The 24,108-nt window shown below is 73.0% G+C and carries 20 protein-coding genes and 1 pseudogene; 7 read left to right on the top strand and 14 right to left on the bottom strand.

Features of this window, described 5'->3' with window-relative positions:
• Nucleotides 1-164: 164 nt before the first annotated feature.
• The gene (gene recQ / locus ONA70_RS16735) at nt 165-2,006 is read left to right on the top strand and encodes a DNA helicase RecQ (RefSeq protein ID WP_265007366.1); all 1,842 of its coding nucleotides are present in this window, start codon (nt 165-167) and stop codon (nt 2,004-2,006) included.
• A gap of 66 nt (nt 2,007-2,072) precedes the next feature.
• On the opposite strand, the gene ONA70_RS16730 is transcribed toward recQ, so the two are convergent.
• The 5 genes from ONA70_RS16730 to rsgA all read right to left on the bottom strand — a co-directional run bounded on the left by ONA70_RS16730 (nt 2,073) and on the right by rsgA (nt 10,421).
• Nucleotides 2,073-2,723 (bottom strand): C39 family peptidase, encoded by a 651-nt coding sequence (locus tag ONA70_RS16730; RefSeq protein WP_265007365.1) that lies wholly within the window; start codon nt 2,721-2,723, stop codon nt 2,073-2,075.
• A gap of 743 nt (nt 2,724-3,466) precedes the next feature.
• Nucleotides 3,467-5,407, bottom strand: coding sequence for an excinuclease ABC subunit UvrC (uvrC, locus tag ONA70_RS16725; RefSeq protein ID WP_265007364.1), 1,941 nt, complete (start codon nt 5,405-5,407; stop codon nt 3,467-3,469).
• Nucleotides 5,408-5,555: 148 nt separating this feature from the next.
• Nucleotides 5,556-6,041 (bottom strand): Rieske (2Fe-2S) protein, encoded by a 486-nt coding sequence (locus ONA70_RS16720; RefSeq protein WP_265007363.1) that lies wholly within the window; start codon nt 6,039-6,041, stop codon nt 5,556-5,558.
• A 152-nt stretch (nt 6,042-6,193) separates the two neighbouring features.
• Nucleotides 6,194-9,139: an excinuclease ABC subunit UvrA gene (gene uvrA / locus ONA70_RS16715; protein WP_265007362.1), complete on the bottom strand. Its 2,946-nt coding sequence runs from the start codon at nt 9,137-9,139 to the stop codon at nt 6,194-6,196.
• 202 nt (nt 9,140-9,341) lie between these two features.
• A complete protein-coding gene (rsgA, locus tag ONA70_RS16710) occupies nt 9,342-10,421 on the bottom strand; it encodes a ribosome small subunit-dependent GTPase A (protein ID WP_265007361.1) in 1,080 nt (359 codons plus the stop codon).
• Nucleotides 10,422-10,653: 232 nt separating this feature from the next.
• Between rsgA and ONA70_RS16705 the strand changes: the two genes are divergently transcribed.
• Together ONA70_RS16705 and ONA70_RS16700 are read left to right on the top strand one after the other, a co-directional pair.
• Nucleotides 10,654-11,373 carry a maleylpyruvate isomerase family mycothiol-dependent enzyme gene (locus ONA70_RS16705; RefSeq protein ID WP_265007360.1) on the top strand — a complete coding sequence of 240 codons (720 nt, stop codon included), beginning with the start codon at nt 10,654-10,656 and terminating at the stop codon, nt 11,371-11,373.
• A gap of 8 nt (nt 11,374-11,381) precedes the next feature.
• On the top strand, nt 11,382-12,035 hold the full coding sequence (locus tag ONA70_RS16700) for an MBL fold metallo-hydrolase (RefSeq protein ID WP_265007359.1): 654 nt from the start codon (nt 11,382-11,384) through the stop codon (nt 12,033-12,035).
• Between the two features lie 45 nt (nt 12,036-12,080).
• Here ONA70_RS16700 and ONA70_RS16695 read toward each other — a convergent pair whose 3' ends face one another.
• A complete protein-coding gene (locus ONA70_RS16695; protein ID WP_265007358.1) occupies nt 12,081-12,704 on the bottom strand; it encodes a DedA family protein in 624 nt (207 codons plus the stop codon).
• A 97-nt stretch (nt 12,705-12,801) separates the two neighbouring features.
• Nucleotides 12,802-13,488, bottom strand: a complete 687-nt coding sequence (locus tag ONA70_RS16690) for a class I SAM-dependent methyltransferase (protein WP_265007374.1) — start codon at nt 13,486-13,488, stop codon at nt 12,802-12,804.
• Between the two features lie 166 nt (nt 13,489-13,654).
• On the opposite strand from ONA70_RS16690, the gene ONA70_RS16685 reads away from it, so the two are divergent.
• Nucleotides 13,655-13,858: a cold-shock protein gene (locus tag ONA70_RS16685; RefSeq protein WP_013287480.1), complete on the top strand. Its 204-nt coding sequence runs from the start codon at nt 13,655-13,657 to the stop codon at nt 13,856-13,858.
• Between the two features lie 51 nt (nt 13,859-13,909).
• On the opposite strand, the gene ONA70_RS16680 is transcribed toward ONA70_RS16685, so the two are convergent.
• The 4 genes from ONA70_RS16680 to ONA70_RS16665 form a co-directional block, all read right to left on the bottom strand.
• Nucleotides 13,910-15,181: an MFS transporter gene (locus tag ONA70_RS16680; RefSeq protein WP_265007357.1), complete on the bottom strand. Its 1,272-nt coding sequence runs from the start codon at nt 15,179-15,181 to the stop codon at nt 13,910-13,912.
• On the bottom strand, nt 15,178-15,753 hold the full coding sequence (locus ONA70_RS16675) for an ArsR/SmtB family transcription factor (RefSeq protein WP_265007356.1): 576 nt from the start codon (nt 15,751-15,753) through the stop codon (nt 15,178-15,180). The genes ONA70_RS16680 and ONA70_RS16675 overlap by 4 nt, the downstream gene beginning before the upstream one ends.
• A 96-nt stretch (nt 15,754-15,849) precedes the next feature.
• Nucleotides 15,850-16,719, bottom strand: a complete 870-nt coding sequence (locus ONA70_RS16670; protein WP_265007355.1) for a hypothetical protein — start codon at nt 16,717-16,719, stop codon at nt 15,850-15,852.
• Nucleotides 16,720-17,004: 285 nt separating this feature from the next.
• Nucleotides 17,005-17,520, bottom strand: coding sequence for a MarR family transcriptional regulator (locus ONA70_RS16665; protein ID WP_265007373.1), 516 nt, complete (start codon nt 17,518-17,520; stop codon nt 17,005-17,007).
• A 109-nt stretch (nt 17,521-17,629) separates the two neighbouring features.
• Here ONA70_RS16665 and ONA70_RS16660 point away from each other — a divergent pair.
• Nucleotides 17,630-18,427, top strand: a pseudogene (locus ONA70_RS16660) (MMPL family transporter); the annotation flags it as partial.
• A gap of 63 nt (nt 18,428-18,490) precedes the next feature.
• Here the strand turns inward: ONA70_RS16660 and ONA70_RS16655 are convergent.
• Complete coding sequence (locus tag ONA70_RS16655) at nt 18,491-19,687, bottom strand: S53 family peptidase (protein ID WP_265007354.1); 1,197 nt, start codon at nt 19,685-19,687, stop codon at nt 18,491-18,493.
• Nucleotides 19,688-20,130: 443 nt separating this feature from the next.
• Between ONA70_RS16655 and typA the strand changes: the two genes are divergently transcribed.
• Complete coding sequence (gene typA / locus ONA70_RS16650) at nt 20,131-21,999, top strand: translational GTPase TypA (protein ID WP_265007353.1); 1,869 nt, start codon at nt 20,131-20,133, stop codon at nt 21,997-21,999.
• Nucleotides 22,000-22,067: 68 nt separating this feature from the next.
• Here typA and ONA70_RS16645 read toward each other — a convergent pair whose 3' ends face one another.
• A complete protein-coding gene (locus tag ONA70_RS16645; RefSeq protein WP_265007352.1) occupies nt 22,068-22,733 on the bottom strand; it encodes a class I SAM-dependent methyltransferase in 666 nt (221 codons plus the stop codon).
• Between the two features lie 66 nt (nt 22,734-22,799).
• On the opposite strand from ONA70_RS16645, the gene ONA70_RS16640 reads away from it, so the two are divergent.
• A complete protein-coding gene (locus tag ONA70_RS16640) occupies nt 22,800-23,666 on the top strand; it encodes a serine hydrolase (RefSeq protein WP_265007351.1) in 867 nt (288 codons plus the stop codon).
• 44 nt (nt 23,667-23,710) lie between these two features.
• Here ONA70_RS16640 and ONA70_RS16635 read toward each other — a convergent pair.
• The coding region (locus tag ONA70_RS16635) for a tyrosine-protein phosphatase (protein WP_265007350.1) at nt 23,711-24,108 on the bottom strand (398 nt) is incomplete at its 5' end.

The following is a 24,108-nucleotide window of genomic DNA, read 5'->3' as shown; positions in this document are numbered from 1 at the left end:
TGCACACCCGTTCGGGATTCCACGGGTGACGACCCGAACAGGCACTTGTCCGTTTTGCCGGGGTCGGCGGCTGCCCCGGTCGTACTTCCGACGCTTCTGCCGATCCGGCCGCGGCGCGCTCGTCGGGGTCGGGTGGTGTCGGGCGACGCCCGTAGACTGCGCGGATGGTCTCCCCCACCGATCAGCGGACCGAGGACGCGCTGCGGGTGCTCAACCGGGTGTTCGGGTACGACGCCTTCCGCGGCTTCCAGCAGCAGGTCGTCGAGCACGTGGTGGCCGGTGGCGACGCGCTGGTGTTGATGCCCACCGGTGGCGGCAAGTCGCTCTGCTACCAGATCCCGGCGCTGGTCCGGGACGGCGTCGCGGTGGTCGTCTCGCCGCTGATCGCCCTGATGCAGGACCAGGTCGACGCGCTCACCACGGTCGGCGTCCGGGCCGGCTTCCTCAACTCGACCCAGGACCTCACCGAGCGGCGCCGGGTGGAGGGCGCCTTCCTCGCCGGCGAGCTCGACCTGCTCTACCTCGCCCCGGAGGCGCTCGCGGTCCGGTCCACCGTCGCCCTGCTGGAGCGGGGTCGGATCGCGCTGTTCGCGATCGACGAGGCGCACTGCGTGTCGCAGTGGGGGCACGACTTCCGCCCGGACTACCTCAACCTGTCGATGCTGCACGAGCGGTGGCCGGGGGTGCCGCGGATCGCGCTGACCGCCACCGCCACCGGATCCACCCGCACCGAGATCGCCACCCGGCTCAAGCTCACCGACGCCCGGCACTTCGTGGCCAGCTTCGACCGACCCAACATCCAGTACCGGATCGTGCCCAAGCGGGAGCCGCGCAGGCAACTGCTCGGCCTGCTGCGTGACGAGCACCCGGGCGACGCCGGCATCGTCTACTGCCTCTCCCGCGCCTCGGTGGAGAAGACCGCCGAGTTCCTGGTGCAGAACGGCATCCCGGCGCTGCCGTACCACGCCGGGCTGGACGCGGCGACCCGGGCGGCCAACCAGCAGCGCTTCCTCCGCGAGGACGGGCTGGTCATGGTCGCCACCATCGCCTTCGGCATGGGCATCGACAAGCCGGACGTGCGCTTCGTCGCCCACCTCGACCTGCCCAAGTCGGTGGAGGGCTACTACCAGGAGACCGGCCGCGCCGGGCGGGACGGGCTGCCGTCCACCGCCTGGCTGGCGTACGGGCTGCAGGACGTGGTGCAGCAGCGCAAGATGATCGAGACGTCCGAGGGCGACCTGGCGCACCGGCGCAACCTCGCCACCCACCTCGACGCGATGCTGGCGCTGTGCGAGACGGTCCGCTGCCGCCGCGCCCAGTTGCTGGAGTACTTCGGCGAGACCGCCACTGGTGGCTGCGGCAACTGCGACACCTGCCTGGAGCCGCCGGAGTCCTGGGACGGCACGGTCGCCGCGCAGAAGCTGCTCTCCACCGTCTACCGGCTCGACCGCGAGCGCAACCAGCGGTTCGGCGCCGGGCACAGCATCGACATCCTGCTCGGCAAGCGCACCGACAAGATCGACCAGTACGGGCACGACTCGCTGAGCACTTTCGGCATCGGCACCGAGCTGCGCGAGGCGGAATGGCGGGGCGTGGTCCGGCAGCTGCTCGCCGAGGGCGTGCTCGCCGTCGAGGGCGACTACGGCACCCTCGCGCTGACCGAGGCGAGCGCCGAGGTGCTGGGGCGGCGGCGCACGGTCACCATGCGGCGCGAGCCGGAGCGGCCGGCGAGCGGCCGGTCCGCCAAGCCGCGCGGCGCGGCGACCGTCGTCGCCGACCTGGCCCCGGCCGCGGTGCCGGTCTTCGAGCGGCTGCGGGCCTGGCGGGCGGCCACCGCGAAGGAGCAGGGCGTCCCGGCGTACGTGATCTTCCATGACGCCACCCTGCGGCAGCTCGCCACCGAGGCGCCGGCCTCGCTGGCCGAGCTGTCCCGGATCAACGGCGTCGGCGAGAACAAGCTCGCCAAGTACGGCGCCGCGATCCTGGCCGTACTCGCCGAGGAGTGAGCGCGCCTCGGGACGCCGAAGGGCCCGACCCCCGTTCGGGGTCGGGCCCTTCGTCATTGCCCCAGGTCAGGAGCTGTAGCCGCGGCTGGCGATCCAGTGCGCCAGGGCGTCCACGTCGATCCGGTAGGAGGCCATGCTCGGGTCGGCCGAGTCGGCGATCGTCACGACCTTCCCACCGTCGCGGTAGCCCACCACGCTGATGTAGTGGCCACCCTCGAAGGAGTGGGTGTTGCCGTCGGTGTCGGTCGCGGTGCCGGCGATGTTGGCGACCACGGCGCGGCCGTCGTCCACGGCCTTGACGATGTCGGCGCGCAGCTGCTCGACGTGCTGGGCGTCGACCTTGTCGACCGGCATCTCCGTGCTGTGGTACGCGTCGCGGCCGGTCTCCTTGTTCAGCACCGGGGTGATGTCGTTGACGCTGTTGGTGCCTGCCTCGGTGGTGCCCATCTCCTTGGCCATGGCGTCGACGTTGATGTCCTTGCCCTGGACGGAGAGGGCGTTGCGGGCCGCGGCGGGGCCGCAGTAGTAGAAGTTCGGCTGGGCCTCGTAGCGCACGTTGAGCTCGCGCTCCCCGCCCTTGCGGTCGGTCTGGACCTGCGCGGCGGGCTTGTTGTCGGCGGCGTGGGCGGCGATCGCCGGGCCGGCGATCCCACCGGCGGTCGCGACGACACCGGCAGCGGTCAGGACGGTCTTACGCAGCATGGTGTTGGTACGCATGATGAGTCACGCCTTCCTGTTCGGGGGTGTGCGGCACACGCGCGGGGGTGCGGTGCGTGCCGCGAAAAGGGGGAAGTCTGCGAAGGGGCAGGCCCGGCGATCGGGGGGTGACCTGCTCGGGCGGCCCGGGGATGTAACGACCGGCGGCGGGGAGTCATTCCCACGGCCCTCACGGGACTGGCGCGGCCCCGGGGATGTAACGACCTGGGGTGGCCGGTCATTCCGGCCGGGGCTCGACCCGCCGGGGGACGCCGGCCTGTGCCGCGCGGTCTGCCATGTTCAACGACCCCGGCCCCGGCATGATTCCGGCCCACGGGTGGCCCCGACCACGGGACAGCCCACCACAAACCACCCACCCGTGGCGACGCCTCGACCCATGCGGTTCCCCGGCCGGCTCCGGTCGGCGCACAATCCGGGCATTCGCCGCAGATCGCCTGACGGTCGGCCATGATCGACTCGGGCTGCGGCAAGTCGCGGCCTCCACGAGGCCGGACACCCCGACCTGTGGAAGCTGGAGTGGATCATGGCGGGCCCACCATCCCGACCGCCCGGCAAACCGGACATCCACCCAGAACCCGCCAGGCAGACGTGAACGGGAAGGCACCCACCCCGGGCGACGGGGCTCAAGATCCGCCCATTTTCCCGGAAAGTGCGGCCTCTCGGGGCGGCGAGGCAGCACTCTCCCCGAAGTTGTGCGTACGGGAGCGGCTCGGGTCACCACGGTGGCGCGCTGCGGACGGACGTCAGGGGGTGGGGGTGGGTTTGGCGTCCCCGTCGAGGGCGGCCAGGATCGCCTCGGCGGTACGCCGGCCCACGCCGGGCACCTCGGTGATCTCCTCGACGGTGGCAGCGGAGAGCCGCTTGAGCGAGCCGAAGTGCCGTAGCAGCGCCTTGCGGCGTACCTCACCGAGGCCGGGGACGTTGTCGAGCGCCGATTCGGTCATCCGCTTGGAGCGGCGCTGGCGGTGGAAGGTGATGGCGAACCGGTGCGCCTCGTCGCGTACCCGTTGCAGCAGGTAGAGCGCTTCCGAGGTGCGCGGCAGGATGACCGGGAACTCGTCGTCGGGCAGCCAGACCTCCTCCAGCCGCTTGGCCAGGCCGCAGAGGGCGACGTCGTCGATGCCCAGTTCGGCGAGAGCCTGGGCGGCCGCCGCCACCTGCGGGGCGCCACCGTCGACGACGACCAACTGCGGCGGGTATGCGAACTTGCGCGGCCGGCCGGTGGTGGGATCGATGCCGGGCCGGTCCGGGTCGCCGGCGGTCTCCTCGCCGATCTCCCCGGTCTCGGCGCGGGCGTCGAGGTAGCGGGCGAAACGCCGGCGCAGCACCTCCGACATGGCGGAGAGGTCGTCGGTGGCACCCCGGACGATGAACCGCCGGTACTCGCTCTTGCGGGGCAGCCCGTCCTCGAAGACGACCATGCTGGCGACCACGTCGGTGCCCTGGATCTGGGACACGTCGAAGCACTCGATCCGCAGCGGCGAGGTGCGCATGCCGAGCGCGTCGGCGATCTCGTCGAGGGCCTTGCTGCGGGTGGTCAGGTCACCGGCACGCTTGAGTTTGTGCCGGGCGAGCGCGTCCTTGGCGTTGCGCTCGACGGTCTCCAGCAGCGACCGCTTGTCGCCGCGCTGCGGCACCCGCAGGGAGACCCGGCTGCCCCGGCGGGCGGAGAGCCACTCGGCAAGCGCGTCCACGTCGCTCGGCAACTCGGGGACCAGCAGCTCCCGGGGGACGTCGGCCTCGCCCTGCTCCCCGCCGTAGACCTGCGTGCAGAAGTGGTGCACCAGGTCGCCGGTGGTCACCTCCTCGGTCTTCTCCACCACCCAGCCGCGCTGGCCGCGAACCCGCCCGTCGCGGACGTGGAAGACCTGGACGGCGGCTTCCAGCGGGTCGTCGGCGAAGGCGACCACGTCGGCGTCCGTGCCGTCGCCGAGCACCACGGTCTGCTTCTCCATCGCCCGCCGCAGGGCCGCGATGTCGTCACGCAGCCGGGCCGCCCGTTCGAACTCGAGCCCTTCGCTGGCCTCCAGCATCTCCCGTTCGAGCTTGCGGACCATGGTGTCGGTGCGGCCACCCATGAAGTCGCAGAAGCCGTTGACGATCTCCCGGTGCCGGTCGGCGGTGACGCTGCCGACGCAGGGCGCGGAGCACTTGCCGATGTAGCCCAGCAGGCACGGCCGGCCCACCTGGCCGGCCCGCTTGAACACCCCGGAGGAGCAGGTCCGCGCCGGGAAGACCCGGAGCAGCAGGTCCAGCGTCTCGCGGATGGCCCAGGCATGGGAGTACGGCCCGAAGTAGCGCACCCCCTTGCGCTTGGCGCCCCGCATCACCTGGAGCCGCGGGTATTCCTCGTCGAGGGTGACCGCCAGGTACGGGTACGACTTGTCGTCCCGGTAGCGGACGTTGAACTTCGGGTCGTACTGCTTGATCCAGGTGTATTCCTGCTGGAGCGCCTCGACCTCGGTGGCGACGGTGATCCAGTCCACCGACTCGGCGGTGAAGACCATCTGCCGGGTGCGCTGGTGCAGGTTGACCGGGTCGGCGAAGTAGGAGTTGAGCCGGCTACGCAGGTTCCGCGCCTTGCCGACGTAGATCACCCGGCCGGTGCCGTCGCGGAAGCGGTAGACCCCTGGCGACTCCGGGATGGTGCCGGGTGCGGGACGGTAGGTCGAGGGGTCAGCCACGTCCGCAAGCCTAGTCCGCACCCCCGACAGCCCACCGCCGCCGCGCGCGTCCCCCACCCGCCGCCGGGCGACCGCTCCAGGTCGCGGCGCGGCCCCAGATGCGCCGAGCTGGAGCGGTCGGGAACGGGGGACGCGCGGCGCTGCCGCGTCAGGCCAGGGTGATCTGCTCGCCGGTGACCTTGATGTTCTTCGGCGCCAGCGGCCGGGTGGCGGGGCCCTGCTTGACCGAGCCGTCGCTGATCGAGAACCGGCTGCCGTGGCAGGTGCAGTTGATGGTGCCGCCGTCGACATTCGACACCGGGCAGCCCTGGTGGGTGCAGATCGGGTCGAAGCCCTTGAACTGGCCCGCTGTCGGCTGGGTGATCACCACGCCCTTGCTGGCGAACACCGCCCCGCCGCCGACCGGGATGTCCGTGGTCCGGGTCAGCGGACCGATGCTGTCCCGGTTGCCGCCCCCGGCGTCGCCCGCGCCGGTCGCGCCGGGGCCGCCGCTGGTCGGCGCGGAGTTGCCCGGGCCCTGGTCGTCGCTGCCGCAGGCGGCCAGCACCACCGCCGCGCCGACCGCGCCGGCGCCCGCGAGCAGGGCTCGGCGCGTCTGCGTACCCGGTCCGGTCAGCTCCTGATCGTCACTCATGTCCGGCCTCTCTCTCGGCTGCCGACTGTCATGATCTGCGGTCACACTGGGTGACACGCAACACGGTCGCGCACGGTTCATACTGACGCGTCACGAAATGGGCACCGAAAACGGGCGGACCGGCGTCCCGGCCCGCCCGTCGTACGCCTGGGTCAGCGCGCCCCGGCGGGAACCTTGCGGCTGCTCCGCGAGCGGGTGATCCCGTTGGCCTTGGCGGCCCGGGAGGTGGCCGCCGCGGCGCCCTTCGCCTCGCCGTCGAGCTTGAGCATCGGGCGCAGGAACTGGCCGGTGTGGCTCTCCGGCACCTCGGCGACCTCCTCCGGGGTGCCGGTCGCCAGGACGGTGCCGCCCCGGTGGCCGCCCTCCGGACCCATGTCGATGATCCAGTCGGCCGTCTTGATCACGTCGAGGTTGTGCTCGATGGTGATCACCGTGTTGCCCTTGTCGACCAGGCCCTCCAGCACCATCAGCAGCTTGCGGATGTCCTCGAAGTGCAGGCCGGTGGTCGGCTCGTCGAGCACGTAGACCGTCCGCCCGGTGGACCGCTTCTGCAACTCGGAGGCGAGCTTGACGCGCTGCGCCTCGCCGCCGGAGAGGGTCGGGGCGGGCTGGCCCAGCCGCACGTACCCGAGACCGACGTCGACCAGGGTCTTGAGGTGGCGGTGGATGGCCGGGATGGCGGAGAAGAACTCGGCCGCCTCCTCGATCGGCATGTCCAGCACCTCGGCGACCGTCTTGCCCTTGTAGTGCACCTCGAGGGTCTCCCGGTTGTACCGGGCGCCCTTGCACACCTCGCAGGGGACGTAGACGTCCGGGAGGAAGTTCATCTCGATCTTGATGGTGCCGTCGCCGGAGCACGCCTCGCAGCGCCCGCCCTTGACGTTGAACGAGAACCGGCCCGGGCCGTACCCCCGGACCTTGGCCTCGGTGGTCTCGGCGAAGAGCTTGCGGATGTGGTCCCAGACGCCGGTGTAGGTGGCCGGGTTCGACCGCGGGGTACGCCCGATCGGCGACTGGTCGACACCGACGACCTTGTCGACGTGCTCCAGCCCGCCGATCCGGGTGTGCCGGCCGGGAACCAGCCGGGCGCCGTTGATCTGGTTGGCCAGCACCGTGTAGAGGATGTCGTTGACCAGGGTCGACTTGCCGGAGCCGCTGACCCCGGTGACCGCGATGAGCTGGCCGAGCGGGAAGCTCACGGTGAGGTTGCGCAGGTTGTGCTCGCGCGCCCCGTGCACCACCAGCTCGCGCCCGGGCGTCTGCGGCCGGCGCAGGTGCGGCGTCGGGATGACCTTGCGGCCCGACAGGTACGCCCCGGTCACCGACTCCTCGTTCTCCAGCAGGGCCGGCACCGAGCCGCTGTGCACGATCCGGCCGCCGTGCTCGCCGGCGCCCGGGCCGATGTCGACGATCCAGTCGGCGACCCGGATGGTGTCCTCGTCGTGCTCGACGACGATCAGCGTGTTGCCCAGCCCGCGCAGCCGCAGCAGGGTCTCGATCAGCCGGTGGTTGTCCCGCTGGTGCAGGCCGATGGACGGCTCGTCGAGCACGTACAGCACGCCGACGAGGCCGGAGCCGATCTGGGTGGCGAGCCGGATGCGCTGCGCCTCGCCGCCGGAGAGCGTGCCCGCCGGACGGTCCAGGGAGAGGTAGTCCAGGCCGACGTCGAGCAGGAACTTCAGCCGGGCGTTGATCTCCTTGAGCACCCGCTCGGCGATCATCTTCTGCCGGTCGGTCAGCTCGATGCCGGCGAGCAGGTCGGCGGCCTCGCCGACGGAGAGGTTGCAGACCTCGGCGATGCTCTTGCCGGCCAGGGTGACCGCGAGCACCTCGGGCTTGAGCCGGGCGCCGCCGCAGGCCGCGCAGGGCACGTCCCGCATGTAGCCCTCGTACTTGTCCCGCGACCACTCCGACTCGGTGTCGGTGTGCCGTCGCTCGATCCACTGCACCACGCCCTCGAAGCCGGTGTAGTAGGAGCGCTCGCGGCCGTACTTGTTGCGGTAGCGGACGTGCACCTGGTCGTCGGACCCGTGCAGGATCGTCTTCTGTGCCCGGGACGGCAGCTTGCGCCACGGGGTGTCGACGTCGAAGTGCTCGGCCTCGCCCAGCGCCTCCAGCAGGCGCAGGAAGTAGTCCAGGTTGTGCCCGGTCGCCCACGGCTGGATGGCGCCCTCGCGCAGGGTGCGCTCCGGGTCCGGGATGACCAGCTCCGGGTCGACCTCCTTCTTGGTGCCCAGGCCGGTGCACTCCGGGCAGGCGCCGTACGGGGCGTTGAAGGAGAAGACCCGGGGCTCCAGGTCCTCGATGGCGAGCGGGTGGTCGTTGGGGCAGGCCAGGTGCTCCGAGTAGCGACGCTCCCGGCCCGGGTCGTCCTCGGCCAGGTCGACGAAGTCGAGCAGGACGATGCCGCCGGAGAGGCCGAGCGCGGCCTCGACCGAGTCGGTCAGCCGCTGCTTGGCGCTGGGCTTGACGCTGAGCCGGTCGATCACCACCTCGATGGTGTGCTTCTCCTGCTTCTTGAGCTTCGGCGGCTCGGTGAGCGGGTGCACCACGCCGTCGACCCGGGCCCGGGCGTACCCCTTGGCCTGGAGTTCGGCGAAAAGGTCGACGTACTCGCCCTTGCGGCCGCGCACCACCGGGGCGAGCACCATGAAGCGGGTGCCCTCGGCCATGGCGAGGACCCGGTCGACGATCTGCTGCGGGCTCTGCTTGGAGATCCGCTCGCCGCAGATCGGGCAGTGCGGCTCGCCGATCCGGGCGAAGAGCAGCCGGAGGTAGTCGTAGACCTCGGTGATGGTGCCGACCGTGGAGCGCGGGTTGCGCGAGGTGGACTTCTGGTCGATGGAGACCGCCGGGCTGAGGCCCTCGATGAAGTCGACGTCCGGCTTGTCCATCTGGCCGAGGAACTGCCGGGCGTACGAGGACAGCGACTCGACGTAGCGCCGCTGGCCCTCGGCGAAGATGGTGTCGAACGCCAGGCTCGACTTGCCCGAACCGGAGAGTCCGGTGAAGACGATCAGGGCGTCCCGGGGCAGGTCGAGACTGACGTCACGCAGGTTGTGCTCGCGCGCGCCACGGATGATCAGTCGGTCGGCCACGGTGCCTGTGCTCCCGGAAGAAGGATGTCCGCTCCGAGCGTGGTCTGAGCGGTTTTCGAGGGTTGTCGAGGCGCAGAAAGACGCCTGGGCAACTCTAGCCCTGAGGTACGACAAACTCCGTCGTGCGCCCATTCCCCCAGCTCAGCACGGTCGGGCGAGGCGCGATTCACCCCCGCCCGACCGTTGCTGACACCGTTGTCGGTCAGTATCCCCCGGGCCCGGGCGGCGGGGTCGGACGCGCGGTCCGCCGCCGCTCCCCCCGCCAGCTGCCCCGCCGCTGGGCGGCCAGCCGGCTCTCCCGCCGGCGGCTCTCGTACGCCACCTCCCGCTGGAGCCGGCGCCAGCTCTCCCAGCGCCGCACCGGCAGTTCACCGCTCTCCAGTGCCGCGCGCACCGCGCAGGCCGGCTCGGCGTCGTGCGCGCAGTCGGCGTACCGGCAGCCGGTGGCGAGCTCGGCGATGTCGGCGAAGGCCCGGTCCAGGCCGGTCGAGCCGTCCAGCAGGCCGACCGCCCGTACGCCCGGGGTGTCCAGCACCGCGCCGCCGCCCGGGATCGGCACCAGCGCCCGCCAGGTGGTGGTGTGCCGGCCCTTGCCGTCCACCCGCCGGATCGCCTGGGTCCGCATCACCTCCGCCCCGGCGAGCGCGTTGACCAGGCTCGACTTGCCGGCACCGGAGGGCCCGAGCAGCCCGAGGGTGCGCCCGGGCGCGACGTGGCGGCGCAGCGGGTCCAGCCCGGTGCCCTGCTCGGCGCTGACCGGCAGCACCGGCACCCCGGGGGCGAGGTCGGCGAGCTGCCGCGCGACCGCGGCCGGATCGGCGGCCAGGTCCGCCTTGGTGAGCACGATCAGCGGTTCGGCGCCGGACTCGTGGGCCAGCGACAGCAGCCGCTCGATCCGGGCCGCGTCCGGCTCGGGGTGGACCGGCTCCACCACCGCGGCGGTGTTCAGGTTGGCGGCGAGCACCTGGCCGCTGGCGTCCTTGCCGGCGGTACGGCGGACCAGCGCGGTACGCCGGGGCAGCACCGCCTCGACGGTCACCGGCCCGTCCGGCCAGGTGGCCAGCAGCACCCAGTCGCCGGCGCAGGGCAGCGCGGCCAGGTCGCGGGCGGCGGCGGCCAGCACCGCGCCGCCGAGGCTGGCCCGGACCGGCCCGTCCGGACAGAGGACGGTGCAGATCCCACGGTCGACGCGGGCCACCCGGCCCGCTCGGCGGTCGGTCCGGCGTGGTACGTGTGCCGCCCGTTCGGCGTCCCAGCCGAGGGCGGTCAGATCGATGGTCATGGTGTCCTCATCGGTGTCGAGGGGGGTTCATGGCGGAACACGCGTGCTACGACCGGCATGCTCACCACCTCCACTCCGAATCCCGGTGCCGCGTTCTACGACGACTTCAGCTCGGCGCGTCTGGCGTCGCGCTGCGACCTGAAGCCGTTGGACCGACGGTAGGGGGATCGCCGACGCGCCGAAAGCGATTTCCCCGGCGACGCGGCGACGCCGTACCGCTAGTGTTCGGTGGGTGACCACCGATCCGCTGCTGCTGACCGGCGAGGTCGAGGACGCCACCGCCCGACTCCTGCGTACCGTGGCCGCCTTCGGCGCCGCGGACGTGGCCGCCCCGTCCCGGCTGCCGCGCTGGAGCCGCGGGCACGTGCTGACCCACCTGGCCCGCAACGCCGACGGCTTCGTCAACCTGCTCACCGCCGCCCGCACCGGCGAGCCGATCCCGATGTACGCCGGCCCGCAGGCCCGGGCCGCCGACATCGAGGCCGGCGCGGCCCGTTCCCCGGCCGACCTCTTCGACGACCTGCTGCGGTCCGCGGACCGGTTCACCGCGGCGGTCGCCGCCATGCCGACCGAGGCGTGGACCGCGACCGTGGCCACGCCACGCGGTCCCCGGTTGGCCGCCCTGCTGGTCTGGGGCCGGCTGCGCGAGGTCGAGGTGCACCACGTCGACCTGGCCGCCGGCTACCAGCCGGCGGACTGGCCGGAGGCGTTCAGCCACCGGCTGCTGCACGAGGTCGCGGCCGACCTGTCCGACCGCTCCCCGGCCCCCGCGATGATGCTGCGTTTCGCCGGCAGCGGCCGCCACGAGCTGGGCATCGGCGACGTGACCGGGGCGCCCACGATCAGCGGCTCCGCGCCGGAACTCGCCGCCTGGCTGATCGGCCGCAGCGCGGGCGAGGTGCTCACGGTCACCCCCGACGGTCCCCTGCCGACCCCACCGGAATGGATATAGCAGTCGTCATGACCTACACCGGAGACGTCACGCCCGGCGGTGCGCCGGACGTCCGCGACCTCGACCGGCTCACCATCACCAAGGTGTCGGTGGGTCCGATGGACAACAACGCCTATCTGCTGCGCTGCCGGGAAACCGGTGAGCAGGTGCTGATCGACGCCGCGAACGAGGCACCCCGGCTGCTCGACCTGATCGGCGAGGGTGGGCTGGCCGCGGTGGTCACCACCCACCAGCACATGGACCACTGGGTGGCGCTGGAGGAGGTGGTCGCCAAGACCGGCGCCCGCCCGCTGGTGCACGCCGACGACGCCGAGGGGCTGCCGATCGGGGCCGAGCCGCTGCACGACGGCGACACCGTCGGGGTCGGGGACTGCGCGCTGGAGGTGATCCACCTCAGGGGACACACCCCGGGCTCGGTCGCGCTGCTCTACCGCGACCCGGCCGGCGTCCCGCACCTGTTCACCGGCGACTCGCTCTTCCCCGGCGGGGTCGGCAACACCCAGCAGGACCCGGAGCGGTTCGCGCAGCTCATCGACGGCGTCGAGCGGAAGCTCTTCGACCGGCTGCCCGACGAGACGTGGTTCTACCCGGGCCACGGCAAGGACAGCACCCTCGGCGCCGAGCGTCCCGCGCTGCCCCAGTGGCGGGCCCGCGGCTGGTGACGTCCCGGCTCGCCGGGCGCGGGTCCGCGCCCGGCGAGCGGGAGCTCAGGGCGTGGGCTCCGACGCCGCCAGCGTCCGCAGCCGGCGCCGGGTGGCGAACAGCACGGGCCCGGCCAGCAGCAGCCCGACCGCCATGGTGACCAGCGCCGGGCTGGGCGCGCCGGGCAGCAGGGCGGTCACCGCCCGGGCCGTGGTGCCGAGGACCACGTAGAGGCCGGCCCAGAGGGTCGCCCCGACGGCCGCCGCGGCGAGGAACCTGCGGTACGACATCCGCAGCCCGCCCGCGGCCAGCGGCAGCAGCGCGTTGAGCACCGGCAGGAAGGGCGCGACCAGCACCATCCGGCCGCCGCCGCGACGCAGCACGGCCTCCGCCGCGGCCCACCGCGATTCGCCGATCCAGCCGCCCAACCGGCTGCCCCGCAGCGACGCACCCCAGCGCCGTCCGGCCAGGAAACTCAGCGACCAACCGGCGAGGCAGCCGGCCACCACCGCCGCCACGGTGGCGAGCCAGCTCGCCGGCCGGCCGGCCCCGACCGCCGCGAGGACCGCGGCGTCGCCGGGCACCAGCACCCCGAGCAGGGGTACGGCGTCGGCGAGCATGACGATGCCGAGCGCGGCCATGAGGCAGGCGGTGGGCAGCTCGCCGACCCGGGCCAGCAGATCCGTCATGATGCGTACGCTACGGCCGCCGCCCCACCGGACGCATCGGGCTCGATCCCCTATCCGACCCTGAGGCGTCTAGGGGTAACCCCGGGCGGCAACCCGCTCAGCGGGGCCGGAGCACGTGGACCCGGCGTACCGGGGAGTCGACGGACGGCTCGGTGGTGGGCACCGGGTAGCTGGCCACCACCTCCAGCCGGTCCGGTGGCAGGTGCCCCCGGTCCGGGTCGCCGACCAGCACCTCGACGCCCCGCTCGGCGGCCCGTTGCAGGAACGGCAGCACCCGCCCGGCCAGCGCGCCGTCGTAGAGCACGTCCCCGGCCAGCAGCAGGTCGGCGCTGACCGTGCCGTCCAGCAGGTCGCCGCCGGTGGCGGTCACGGCCACCCCGTTGGCCCGCGCGTTGACCGTGACGGCGGCGACCGCGTACGGGTCGACGTCGTTGGCGGCCACCCGGTCGGCGCCGGCCAGCGCGGCGGCGATGGCCACCAGTCCGGATCCGCTGGCCAGGTCGAGCACCCGCCGGCCGGCGGCCAGTTCGGGGTGGTCCAGCAGGTGCCGGGCGAGCGCCTGCCCGCCGGCCCAGACCGAGGCCCAGTACGGCGGCGGCAGGGAGCCGCCGGCCGCCGCCTCCATCCGGGCCCACCAGAGGATCGCGTCCTCGGCGAGGTGCAGCCGTACCTCCGGCACGAACGGCGTGGCGACCAGCCGGAGCCGGTCGGGCCCGCCGCCGGGCGCGGCGATCTCCTGTTCCAGGTCGGCCAGCGCCGTGTGTCCCCTCACCGGCGCAAGCATGCCCCGGCCCGGCCCGGCCCGGGGGGTTTTTCCCACTCGGCGGTTATTCGCGCGGCGCACCAGCACTTCCGCCAGCAGATCCGGGCTCGGCCGGTTACTGTCGGGAAAGTACAGGGCGATCACCGGCCGCGGCCGGTGCTCACCCGCTTTGAACAGGGAGAGACGCATGGCAACCGGCACGGTCAAGTGGTTCAACTCGGAAAAGGGCTTCGGCTTCATCGAGCAGGACGGCGGGGGTCCGGACGTGTTCGTCCACTACTCGGCGATCCAGTCCAGCGGCTACCGCGAGCTGAACGAGGGCCAGAAGGTCGAGTTCGAGGTGACCCAGGGGCAGAAGGGCCCGCAGGCGGACAACGTCCGTCCGATGTAGCTTCGTGCCGGTGGCGGCGGTCGGGCTCCCGGCCGCCGCCGCAGCGCATCGTCAGGCCGGCGTCGCCGGCAGGTCGCGCCGCCGCCGCAGCGGCCCGACCAGCAGGATCAGCGGGGTCAGCGCCAACCACGCGGTCATCAGCCGGATCGCCCCGGCCGGCCCCCAGGCGGCACCCAGCGCCCCGGCCAGCACGGCGGCGAGCGGGATGGTGCCGTAGTTCAGCAGCTGCATGCTCACCGTCACCCGCCCGAGCAGCCGGTGCGGGGTGTACGTCTGCCGGAAGCTGCCCTTGACCACGTTCCCCACCGCGACTCCGAGGCTGACCAGGGCCCCGCCGAGCACCAGCCAGGCCACCCGCGGACCCGGGCCGGCGAGCGGGATGAGCAGGGCGGGTGGCCCGGTGAGCAGGGCGGCGAGCAGCAGTGCGCGGGCGGAGCCGAGGCGACGGGCCGTGACGGTGGCCAGGGCCGCGCCGGCCAGTCCGCCCACGCTGGCCAGGCCGATCAGCAGGCCGACCAGGCCGGCCGGCAGCTGCGCCGAGCGGACCAGGAAGACCACCAGGACGGCCTGGTAGCCGGTGAGTCCGATGTTGCTGGCCGCGCCGAACACGGTCAGCACCCGCAGGTACGGGTCGCGCACCACGAACCGCAGCCCGTCGAGGACCTCGCGGCGCAGCGAGGTGGCGCCGTCGGGCCGGCCGGGCCGGGCCTCGACCGCCCGGATGCGCCCGAGGCACAGCGCGGACACCAGGAAGCTCAGGGCGTCCAGCAGCACCGCGGTCACCGCGCCGGCGAGCTGGGCGATCAGGCCGGCCAGCCCGGGGCCGACCAGGTAGCTGGCGGTCTGTGTGACGTGCAGCTTCGCGTTCCCCTCGGGCACCTCGTCGGGCCGCAGCAGGACCGGCAGGTACACCTGGTCCGCGGTTTCGAAGAAGACCCGGGACAGGCCGGCGCCGAGCGCCACGACCAGGAGCTGGCCGACGGTGAGCAGGTCGAGCAGGGCGGCGGCCGGGACGCTCAGGAACAGGGCCGCCGAGAGCAGGTCGCAGGTGATCATCACGGGTCGGCGTCGGACCCGGTCGACCCAGGCTCCGGCAGGCAGGCCGACCAGCAGCCAGGGCAGCCAGGCGGCGGCGGTAAGCACCGCGACCTGGAAGGTGCTCGCGTCGAGCACGGCCACCGCGACCAGGGGCAGCGCCACGGCCGTGACGTTGCTGCCGACCGCGCTGACCGTCTGCCCGGCCCAGAGCAGCCGGAAGTCGCGGTGCCGGAGCAGGCCGCCGCGCGGCCGGACCGGCGCGGGCGTACCGGCGAGCGTGGTCACGGCCGGGCCGGGATGCCGTGGGCGAACAGGAACACCGGTTCGCGCCGCTGCCCATCGTCCGGGGCGGGGCGGTCGGCCCAACGGTCGAACAGCTCGATGACCTCACGTCCGAGCTGCGCCAACTCCTCGGGGGTGAGGTGCAGCCACTTGTCGGTGCTGAACGGCCCCTCGCCCCAGGCGGTGTGCTCCTCGTCGGGCGCGGCGTGCCAGGCCCGGACCAGTGCCGTGTGCCGGTCCAGGTTGAGCGAGCTGGCGGCGTCGGCCACCGCGCGGACCGCCGGATCGGCCTCGAAATCCGTGTTGGACCAGCGCACCCCCCGGTCGCGCAGCCGCCACCACCGCTCCCGGCGGTCCCGGGCCAGCTCGGGCGCCTCGGCCACCAGGTCGGCGGCGGCCAGCATCTTGAGGTGGTGGCTGACGTTGGCCGGGGCCTGGCCGGTCCGTTCGGCGAGCAGGCCGACGGTGGTCGGGCCATACACCTTGAGCACGTCCATCAGCCGGCGGCGCAGCGGGTGGGCGAGGGCCGCGAGGACGCGGGAGTCGGTGACGTGCCGGATGTCGGGGCCGGTCATGCCGACAGCCTGACATTCGCAAGAGGTATTGCGCAATAGTTGTTGCGGAACTTCCCGCGCCGGTCGGCGCGGCACTCGCCGCCCGGCCGGCCCCGGTCAGGCGGCCATCCGCCGGGCGAGTTCGTCGGCGACGTCCTTGGCCATCTGCGGGGGGATCGCCTGGGCGATCTTCTCCGGCGGCAGCCCGGCGAGCACGCCGGTGACGATCGCCTGCTCGTCGGTGAAGTCCTTGCCGGACAGCGTGGTCACCTGCGCGGCGAGCTGGTCCAACCGCAGCATCAGGTAGTCGAGCTTGGCGACGAGGCTGTTCGCGGTGGGCTGCGGGCCGCTGCCGTCCGGGTCGACGCTGCGGCCCATGCTCGATCCGCCGTAGAACATGCCGGCGTAGACCTGGTGGATCTCGCTCTCTGCCTGGGCGCTCATGTCGTCTCCTTGGATCATGCCGATGGTGGTCAGGTAGCGGCGGAACAGCGGGGTCTGGTCCCGGCCCGCCTTGGTCGAGTCGCGGAAGAAGCTGAAGTGGGTGTGGGTCAGGTGGCTGGAGTCACCGGTGGTGCGCTTCTTCAGCCGGTCCCACCGCTTCACGGTGAGCCCGTCCGGGGAGTAGATGATCTCCCGGATGTCCCGGGTGTCGGCGGCGCCCGCGACGCACTGCGCGACGAACCAGGTCGAGAAGGTACGGAGGTCATGGGTCCGGCCGCCGACGACGACCGTGAACATGCCGACGTCCAGCGCGGACGCGTTGAGCGTCAGCCCGGAGGAGTCCCGGGTGGACTCCACGACGGAATAGTCGTTCGGCACCACCCGGTCGGAGCCGCAGTGGTAGCCACCGCGGTGGTTGGCGTCGCCGACGATCCCGACCTCCCCGGGCTCCAGGTCCGAGGGCTTGACGGCGTTCTTGTCGACGTTGAGGTAGGTGAGCAACAGGTTCCGGACGGCCAACAGGTTCGGCGGGGCGGTCGTCATGCGTTCCCCCTTCGATGGTTAGCGGCCGGGCATGGCCATCACCGCACGTGAGGGGACGTGCTGCGGGGACGCGTCCGGTCGAGATGATGCACAGCGCCGGGCCCTGCCCCGAGACTATCCACGACGTCGAAGGTTTGCCCAGTTCAGAGGCACTATCTGGAACTATGGGTTGGCTGTGGACGGCGGCGCGGCCACCGGCACCACAAGGGCCGGAGGGCGCGCGGAATCGCAGGGCATCTCGCCCCATCGGCACGCACAGTGACCACCGCGTCCAAGTAGGACGATTCAGTCCGTCGCCCGCTTGGCGGGCCCGCCGCGGGCCGCGCGGACGGCGTCCCGGTGCTCCCGCATCGAGACCACCATGTCGGCCATGAACCGGTGCACCACCTCGAGTTCCTCGTCGGTGTACCGGGCCATCACGTCGTCGGTACGCCGGCCGAGCGGGGCGAAGAAGCTGCGGGCCAGCTCGGCGCCCCGGTCGGCGTAGTGCAGGAAGACCTTGCGCCGGTCGGCGGTGTCCCGGTCGCGGCGGATGTGGCCGGCCCGTTCCAGCCGGTCGATCAGCGCGGTCACCGAGCCGGAGGAGAGGTTGAGCCGTTCCCCCAGCCGGCCCGGGGTGATCGGGTCACCGACCAGCTCGGCGTCCATCACGGCGATCAGCGCCTGCAGGTCGGTGGCGTTGAGACCGTGCAGGCCGGCGAACGCGTGCCCGATGTGCTGCGCGTCCACGGAGTAGCGCCGCAGGTCGTTGGTGATGTCCCCGATCATCTGTCCGCGCCGGTCGTCCCGCCGCCGGTACATGCCGTGCGCTGCCACGTCTCGTCGATGCCCCCTGTCCGAGCTGTCCGGTTGCAGCATAGAGCCTTCACCGATAATCTCGCCCGTCAAGATACTTGGTAAGCGAGAATGACTCGACGGCCCGGCCCGGGAGGGCCGGCTCTGGGGCCGGCTGGCCGCCGCGGTGGCCCGCCGGCCGGCGCCGGTCGCGGCGCTGGCCACCCTGCTCCTCGCCGGCCTGGCCCTGGGTGGCCTCGGCATCCGCACCGGGCTGTCGGAGACCGAGCAGTTCCGGGACAAGCCGGAGGCGGTGGCCGGCGCGCAGACCCTGGCCCGGGCCTTCCCGGCCGGCGCCACCCAGCCGATGGCCGTGCTCACCAACCCGGCCGCAGCGCAGGCCGTGCTCGCCGCCGCCGGCACGGTCGACGGGCTCGCCGCCGCGCGGCCCGGCCCGGCCGGCGAGCGGGTCGCCCAGGTCGACGTGGTGCTCGAGGTCGAGCCAGGCAGCGCCGCCGCCGACCGGGCCGTCACGGCCCTGCGCGACGCCGTCGCCGCGGTGCCGGGCTCCGCGCCGCCCGCGGTCGCCGGCGCCGACGCCCCGCCGGGTGCGGTGGTCGGTGGCACCGGCACCCGGGACGGCATGGGATCCGCGCTGCGCGTCACCGGCGGGGTCATCACCAGCGCCGGGGTGCTGCTCGCGGCCGTCTTCGCGGTGCTCGGCGTCCTCCCGCTGATCACCCTCACCCAGATCGGGATCATCGTCTGCGTCGGCGTGCTGCTGGACACCCTGCTGGTCCGCACCGTGCTGGTGCCCGCGCTGGCCTTCCTGCTCGGGGACCGGTTCTGGTGGCCGGGCCGGATCCGGCGCGGGCCGCACGCCCCGGCCGCCGGGGACGCGGCGCCGGCCGAGCGGGTCGGCGCCCGGGACTGACGCGCACCCGGGACAACCGGGCCCCGGCGGTCTCGCCCGCCGGGGCCCTGTCGCGTCGGCGGCTCAGAAGGCGCCCACGCCGTTGGGGGTGCCGAGGCCGCTCGGCCCGTCCCAGCCGGTACGGGCGGTGCACCACTGGCTGGTGGGGCAGGTGCCGTTGCTGCCGGCGGTGACGTCGAACAGCGAGCCGGCGTGGCTGTACGGGTAGTTGTTGTCGATCGAGGCGGCGTTGCCGGCCAGCCCGTACACCCCGGCGATCACGGGGGCGGCGACGCTGGTCCCGCCGAACACCAGCCAGCCGGACAGCCCCTGGTAGGCGGTGCTGTCGTAGACCGCGACGCCGGTGTTCGGGTCGGCGACCGCGGACACGTCGGCCACCGCCCGCTTCGCGCAGCCGGTGCCCACCGTGGCCTGCCCGGTGAGCGCCGTGTTGTACGCCGAGCAGCCGCTGCCCGCGCCGTTCCACACCTTCTCGGTCCAGCCCCGGGTGCTGGTGGAGCGGGTCAGCGAGGTGCCGCCGACCGCGGTGACGTAGTGCGAGGAGGCCGGGTACTCGACCCCGTAGCCGGCGTCACCGGAGCTGACCGTGATCGCGACGCCAGGGTGATTGAAGTACGACCCGTAGGTGGCGTCGGAGGCGTCCGAGCCGCCGTAGCTGTTGCTGATCACGTTGGCGCCGAGCCGAGCGGCGGTGTTCTCCGCGGCGCCCAGGTTGGCGAAGGAGTTGGTCTTCGCCTCGACCAGCAGGATCTTGCAGTTGGGGCAGATCGCGGAGGCCATGTCGAGGTCCAGCGAGATCTCCTGCGCCCAGCCGCCGTCCTTGCGCGGGTAGGTGGTCCCGCCGTTCTGGTCGACCTTGCGGAAGCAGCCGTTGGCGGTGGTGCACGGCGACAGGCCGTACTGGCTGCGGTAGACGGCGAGGTCCGACTCGGCGGTCGGGTCGTCGAACGCGTCGACGATCGCGATCGTCTGACCGGCCCCTGCGGTGGCGGACGGGAGCTGGTACGCCGACTGGAGGTCGGCCGGGCCGTAGCCGGACGGGGTGGCGTGGGGGGTCACGCCGCCCCTGAGCGGAGTGGTGTCGGTGCGTACGACGGCGTGGCAGGAGGCGCTGCCGGCCACCGGCGCGGGGCACGAGTGGAGGGTGGCGTGGGTGACGCCGGTCGGGGACTGGGCCTGGGCGGGATTGGCGACGGTCAGCCAGGACGTGGCGGCGGTGGCCGCGACGGCGAGGCCGGCCATGCGACGGGTGACGCGCATGTGGCTCTCCAAGAAGGGAGGAAGGAAGAGCTGACCTGCGCGGAGCGTATGCCCGTTGCCCGGGGCAAGCAATGGAAGTTGATCGATCACGTAGGTAGCGTTTTTGGCCGCCCCGGTGTTACTCGCCAGCGCCGCCGGGTGTGTCCCCTGTCACGCGCCAGCCCGAGTTCGCCGCCAGGGTCCGAGCGCCCGGGGCACTGCCGCGTACGCTAGGAAGCCGACCAGCAGCGGGGGTCGCCTCTCCCGGCACCGACCGGCCGACGACCAGGTGGTACGGCAGGCCCCGCAGCGCCCCGGCAGGTCGGCATCCGCTCCCCCGCCCGCCGGGGGCCGGCGTGCCAGCCGCCGGACCGGTCGGCAGAGCAGGTACGGCACAGATCCGGGTACGCCCGGGGGTGACCCCGGCCCGTGTCCCGGCAACCGCAGACAGGAGTATGGAGGGTATGCAGCTACGCACCGACCTCCGCAACGTCGCCATCATCGCCCACGTCGACCACGGCAAGACGACCCTGGTCGACGCCATGTTGCGGCAGGCCGGCGCCTACGGCGCCCGCGGTGAGGTCACCGAACGGGTCATGGACTCGATGGACCTCGAGCGGGAAAAGGGCATCACCATCCTGGCCAAGAACACCGGCGTCCGGTACCTGCCGGCCGACGGGTCCGAGTCGGTCACCATCAACATCATCGACACCCCCGGCCACGCCGACTTCGGCGGCGAGGTCGAGCGCGGCCTGACCATGGTCGACGGCGTGGTGCTGCTGGTCGACGCGAGCGAGGGCCCGCTGCCGCAGACCCGGTTCGTGCTCCGCAAGGCGCTGCGCGCCCGGCTGCCGATCATCCTGGTGATCAACAAGGTCGACCGCCCGGACGCCCGGATCAAGGAGGTCGTGGACGACACCTACGAGCTCTTCCTCGACCTGGACGCCGACGAGGAGCAGATCGACTTCCCGATCGTCTACGCCTGCGCCCGCGACGGCATCGCCTCGCTGACCCAGCCGGCCGACGGCGCGGTGCCCGACGACAGCCACAACCTGGAACCGCTGTTCCGCACCCTGCTGGACACCATCCCGCCGCCGGCCTACGAGGAGGACGCGCCGCTGCAGGCGCACGTCACCAACCTGGACGCCTCGCCGTTCCTCGGCCGGCTGGCGCTGTGCCGGGTCCGGCAGGGCACCATCAGCAAGGGCCAGACGGTGGCCTGGTGCCGCACCGACGGCAGCAACCAGCGGGTGCGCATCTCCGAACTGCTGATGACCGAGGGCCTGGAGCGCAAGCCGGCCGATTCCGCCGGCCCCGGCGACATCATCGCGGTCGCGGGCATCCCGGAGATCATGATCGGGGAGACCCTCGCCGACGCGGAGAACCCGACTCCGCTGCCGCTGATCACCGTCGACGAGCCGGCCATCTCGATGACCATCGGCACCAACACCTCGCCGCTGGTCGGCCGGGTCAAGGGCGCCAAGGTCACCGCCCGGATGGTCAAGGACCGGCTCGACAAGGAGCTGGTCGGCAACGTGTCGCTGCGGGTGCTGCCCACCGAGCGCCCGGACGCCTGGGAGGTGCAGGGCCGCGGCGAGCTGGCGCTGGCCATCCTGGTCGAGCAGATGCGCCGCGAGCAGTACGAGCTGACCGTCGGCAAGCCGCAGGTGGTCACCAAGGAGATCGACGGCCGCACCTGCGAGCCGGTCGAGCGGCTGACCATCGACGCCCCGGAGGAGTACCTGGGCGCGATCACCCAGCTCCTGGCCACCCGCAAGGGCCGGATGGAGCAGCTGGTCAACCACGGCACCGGCTGGATCCGGATGGAGTGGCTGGTTCCGGCACGCGGCCTGATCGGCTTCCGCACCGAGTTCCTCACCGAGACCCGGGGCACCGGCATCCTGCACCACGTCTTCGAGTCGTACGAGCCGTGGTTCGGCGAGCTGCGCACCCGCAACAACGGCTCGCTGGTCGCCGACCGGGCCGGCAGCGTCACCGCGTTCGCGATGACCAACCTCCAGGAGCGCGGCCAGCTGTTCGTCGAGCCGGGCACCGAGGTGTACGAGGGCATGATCGTCGGCGAGAACTCCCGCTCCGACGACATGGACGTCAACATCACCAAGGAGAAGAAGCTCACCAACATGCGGTCGTCGACCGCGGACGAGACCGAGAAGCTGATCCCGCCGCGCAAGCTGTCGCTGGAGCAGGCCCTCGAGTTCTGCCGCGAGGACGAGTGCGTCGAGGTGACCCCGGCCGCGGTCCGCATCCGCAAGGTCGTGCTGGACCAGACCCAGCGGGCCCGTACCGCCGCCCGCCGCAAGCACGCCGGCTGACCCCGCACCCGCACCCGCAGCCCGGCCCGCCCTCCCGGCGGGCCGGGCTTTCGTCAACTGGGCCGAAGCTACCGGGCCTTGATGGCCTGGAGGGCGAGGACGTCGGGCAGGGGCCCGGGGCCGGACTCCTCGACCCGGCTCAGCGTGAGACCGGCTGCGGTGACCGCGTTCAGCAGACCGGCCAGGGGCAGATGCCAGGCGCCCACCCGGGCGCGCACCCCGGTGGAGTTCCAGGACCGGAAGCTGCGGTCCCGCTCGGCGTAGCCGCCGTCGACCACGATCCGGCCCGGGTCGGAACGGTCGGCGAACGCGCCGACGTAGCACGGGTGCACACCGATGTGGACCAGCCGGCCCCCCGGCGCGAGCACCCGGGCCGCCTCGGCGACCGCCGCCGGATAGTCCGGCATGTCGGTGTGGGCGAGCACGCAGACCACCGCCGGCAGGACGCCGTCCGGCAGGGGCAGCGCGGTGGCGTCGGCCCGGACCACCGGGAGCCGGCCCCGCGCGTGCCGCAACTGGCCGGCGGAGAGGTCCGCCCCGACCGGGGCCCAGCCGAGCCGGCGCAACTCGGCGACGTGCGCCCCGGTGCCGCAGCACAGGTCGAGGCAACGGCCCGGACCGGTGCCCAGCAGCGCCGCCAGCAGGGCCCGCACCCGGTCGCTGTAGGCGCCGGCGGTGGTGGTGACGTAGTCCTCGTACCAGTCGGCGATGGCGTCGTACGCGGCGGTCGTCATCCCCGCACGCTAGACCGGCCACCCGCCGCCCCGCAGCCCCGCCGACGATCCGCTACGGTCACCGGCATGACCTGGGAGGATCTCGACGCGCACCTCGACAAGGTGCCCGGCACCGTCTCCGCGTACGTGGGACGGCCGGGCGCCGGACCCACCTGGACCCGGCTGCCCGACGCCCCCCACTACGCCGCGAGCACCATGAAGGTCGGCGTGCTGGTGGCGCTGCACCGCGCCGCCGAAGCCGGCCGGCTCGACCTGGACGCACCGATCCCGGTACGCAACGAGTTCGACTCCGCGCTGCCCGGCGCGCCCCGGTACGCCAACGCGCAGCACTACGACAACGACGACGCGGTCTGGGACCGGGTCGGCGGCACCGCGCCGCTGCGCTGGCTCGCCGAACGGATGATCATCCGATCCAGCAACCTCGCCACCAACATCTGCATCGCACAGGTCGGCCTGCCGGCGGTGGCCGAGGTGTGGGCCCTGGCGGGGGCCCGGCACAGCATCACGGGCCGGGGCATCGAGGACTTCGCCGCCCGCGACGCCGGAATCGACAACCTGGTCACCGCCGCCGACCTGGCCGCCCTGCTCGGCGCCCTGGCCCTCGGCGCGCAGCGGCGACCCGGCCCGCTCGCCGGCCCGGCCGCCTGCGCGTCCATGCTGGACGTCCTCTTCGCCCAGGAACACCGCGAGGACCTCGCCGCCGGGCTGCCCGCCGGCACCCGGATCGCCCACAAGAACGGCTGGGTACGCGGGATCCGGCACGGGGCCGGAGTGGTCTTCCCGACCGACGCCCCGGCCTACGCGGTGGTCGTCTGCACCACCACGGACCTGGCCGACGGCGGCCCCAGCGGCGAGGAGACCGACGACGCCTGCCGCCTCATCGCCGACATCTCCGCCCAGGTCTGGGCGGCCCGGCACGACCTGGCCGACTGACCGCACGCCGGCCGGGGCGGGCCCGACCACCACCCCGGCCGGCCTCACTCCAGCAGGTTCGCCCGCAGCGCGGCCACCGTCGCGTCGGTCACCCCCAGGCCGTCGCGCAGGTACGCCCCGAACGACCCGTACACCCGCCGCACCTGGTCGTACGCCGCGTCCAGGTAGTCCGGCCGCACCTCCAGCAGCGGCCGCGCGATCGCCGGGTCCAGATCCGGCTGCTGCCGGGTCATCGCGGCGAGCAGCACCTCGCGCAGGCTCTCGGTCAACTCGTTGTGCCGCAGGTAGTCCGCCCGGATCGCCGCCTCGTCCACGCCCAACGCGGTCAACAGCACCACCGACAGCCAGCCGGTGCGATCCTTCCCCGCCGAACAGTGGAACAGCAGCGGCAGGTTCCCCGCCTCGGCGGCCAGCCGCACCGCCCGCACTGGTTCGGCCCGGG

The sequence above is a fragment of the Micromonospora yasonensis genome (genome assembly GCF_026013475.1).
Lineage (GTDB): Bacteria > Actinomycetota > Actinomycetes > Mycobacteriales > Micromonosporaceae > Micromonospora > Micromonospora yasonensis.
This window is presented reverse-complemented; position numbering and strand designations above follow the sequence as displayed.

Excerpts from the sequence above, each read along its gene's own strand:
- ONA70_RS16670 (WP_265007355.1), bottom strand. The coding sequence starts at position 16,719 with ATGACGACCGCCCCGCCGAACCTGTTGGCCGTCCGGAACCTGTTGCTC.
- ONA70_RS16695 (WP_265007358.1), bottom strand. The coding sequence starts at position 12,704 with ATGACGGATCTGCTGGCCCGGGTCGGCGAGCTGCCCACCGCCTGCCTC.
- ONA70_RS16685 (WP_013287480.1), top strand. The coding sequence starts at position 13,655 with ATGGCAACCGGCACGGTCAAGTGGTTCAACTCGGAAAAGGGCTTCGGC.
- ONA70_RS16675 (WP_265007356.1), bottom strand. The coding sequence starts at position 15,753 with ATGACCGGCCCCGACATCCGGCACGTCACCGACTCCCGCGTCCTCGCG.
- ONA70_RS16690 (WP_265007374.1), bottom strand. The coding sequence starts at position 13,488 with ATGCTTGCGCCGGTGAGGGGACACACGGCGCTGGCCGACCTGGAACAG.
- ONA70_RS16655 (WP_265007354.1), bottom strand. The coding sequence starts at position 19,687 with ATGCGCGTCACCCGTCGCATGGCCGGCCTCGCCGTCGCGGCCACCGCC.
- typA (WP_265007353.1), top strand. The coding sequence starts at position 20,131 with ATGCAGCTACGCACCGACCTCCGCAACGTCGCCATCATCGCCCACGTC.
- ONA70_RS16720 (WP_265007363.1), bottom strand. The coding sequence starts at position 6,041 with ATGAGTGACGATCAGGAGCTGACCGGACCGGGTACGCAGACGCGCCGA.
- rsgA (WP_265007361.1), bottom strand. The coding sequence starts at position 10,421 with ATGACCATCGATCTGACCGCCCTCGGCTGGGACGCCGAACGGGCGGCA.
- ONA70_RS16645 (WP_265007352.1), bottom strand. The coding sequence starts at position 22,733 with ATGACGACCGCCGCGTACGACGCCATCGCCGACTGGTACGAGGACTAC.
- ONA70_RS16640 (WP_265007351.1), top strand. The coding sequence starts at position 22,800 with ATGACCTGGGAGGATCTCGACGCGCACCTCGACAAGGTGCCCGGCACC.
- recQ (WP_265007366.1), top strand. The coding sequence starts at position 165 with ATGGTCTCCCCCACCGATCAGCGGACCGAGGACGCGCTGCGGGTGCTC.
- ONA70_RS16730 (WP_265007365.1), bottom strand. The coding sequence starts at position 2,723 with ATGCGTACCAACACCATGCTGCGTAAGACCGTCCTGACCGCTGCCGGT.
- ONA70_RS16665 (WP_265007373.1), bottom strand. The coding sequence starts at position 17,520 with ATGTACCGGCGGCGGGACGACCGGCGCGGACAGATGATCGGGGACATC.
- ONA70_RS16700 (WP_265007359.1), top strand. The coding sequence starts at position 11,382 with ATGACCTACACCGGAGACGTCACGCCCGGCGGTGCGCCGGACGTCCGC.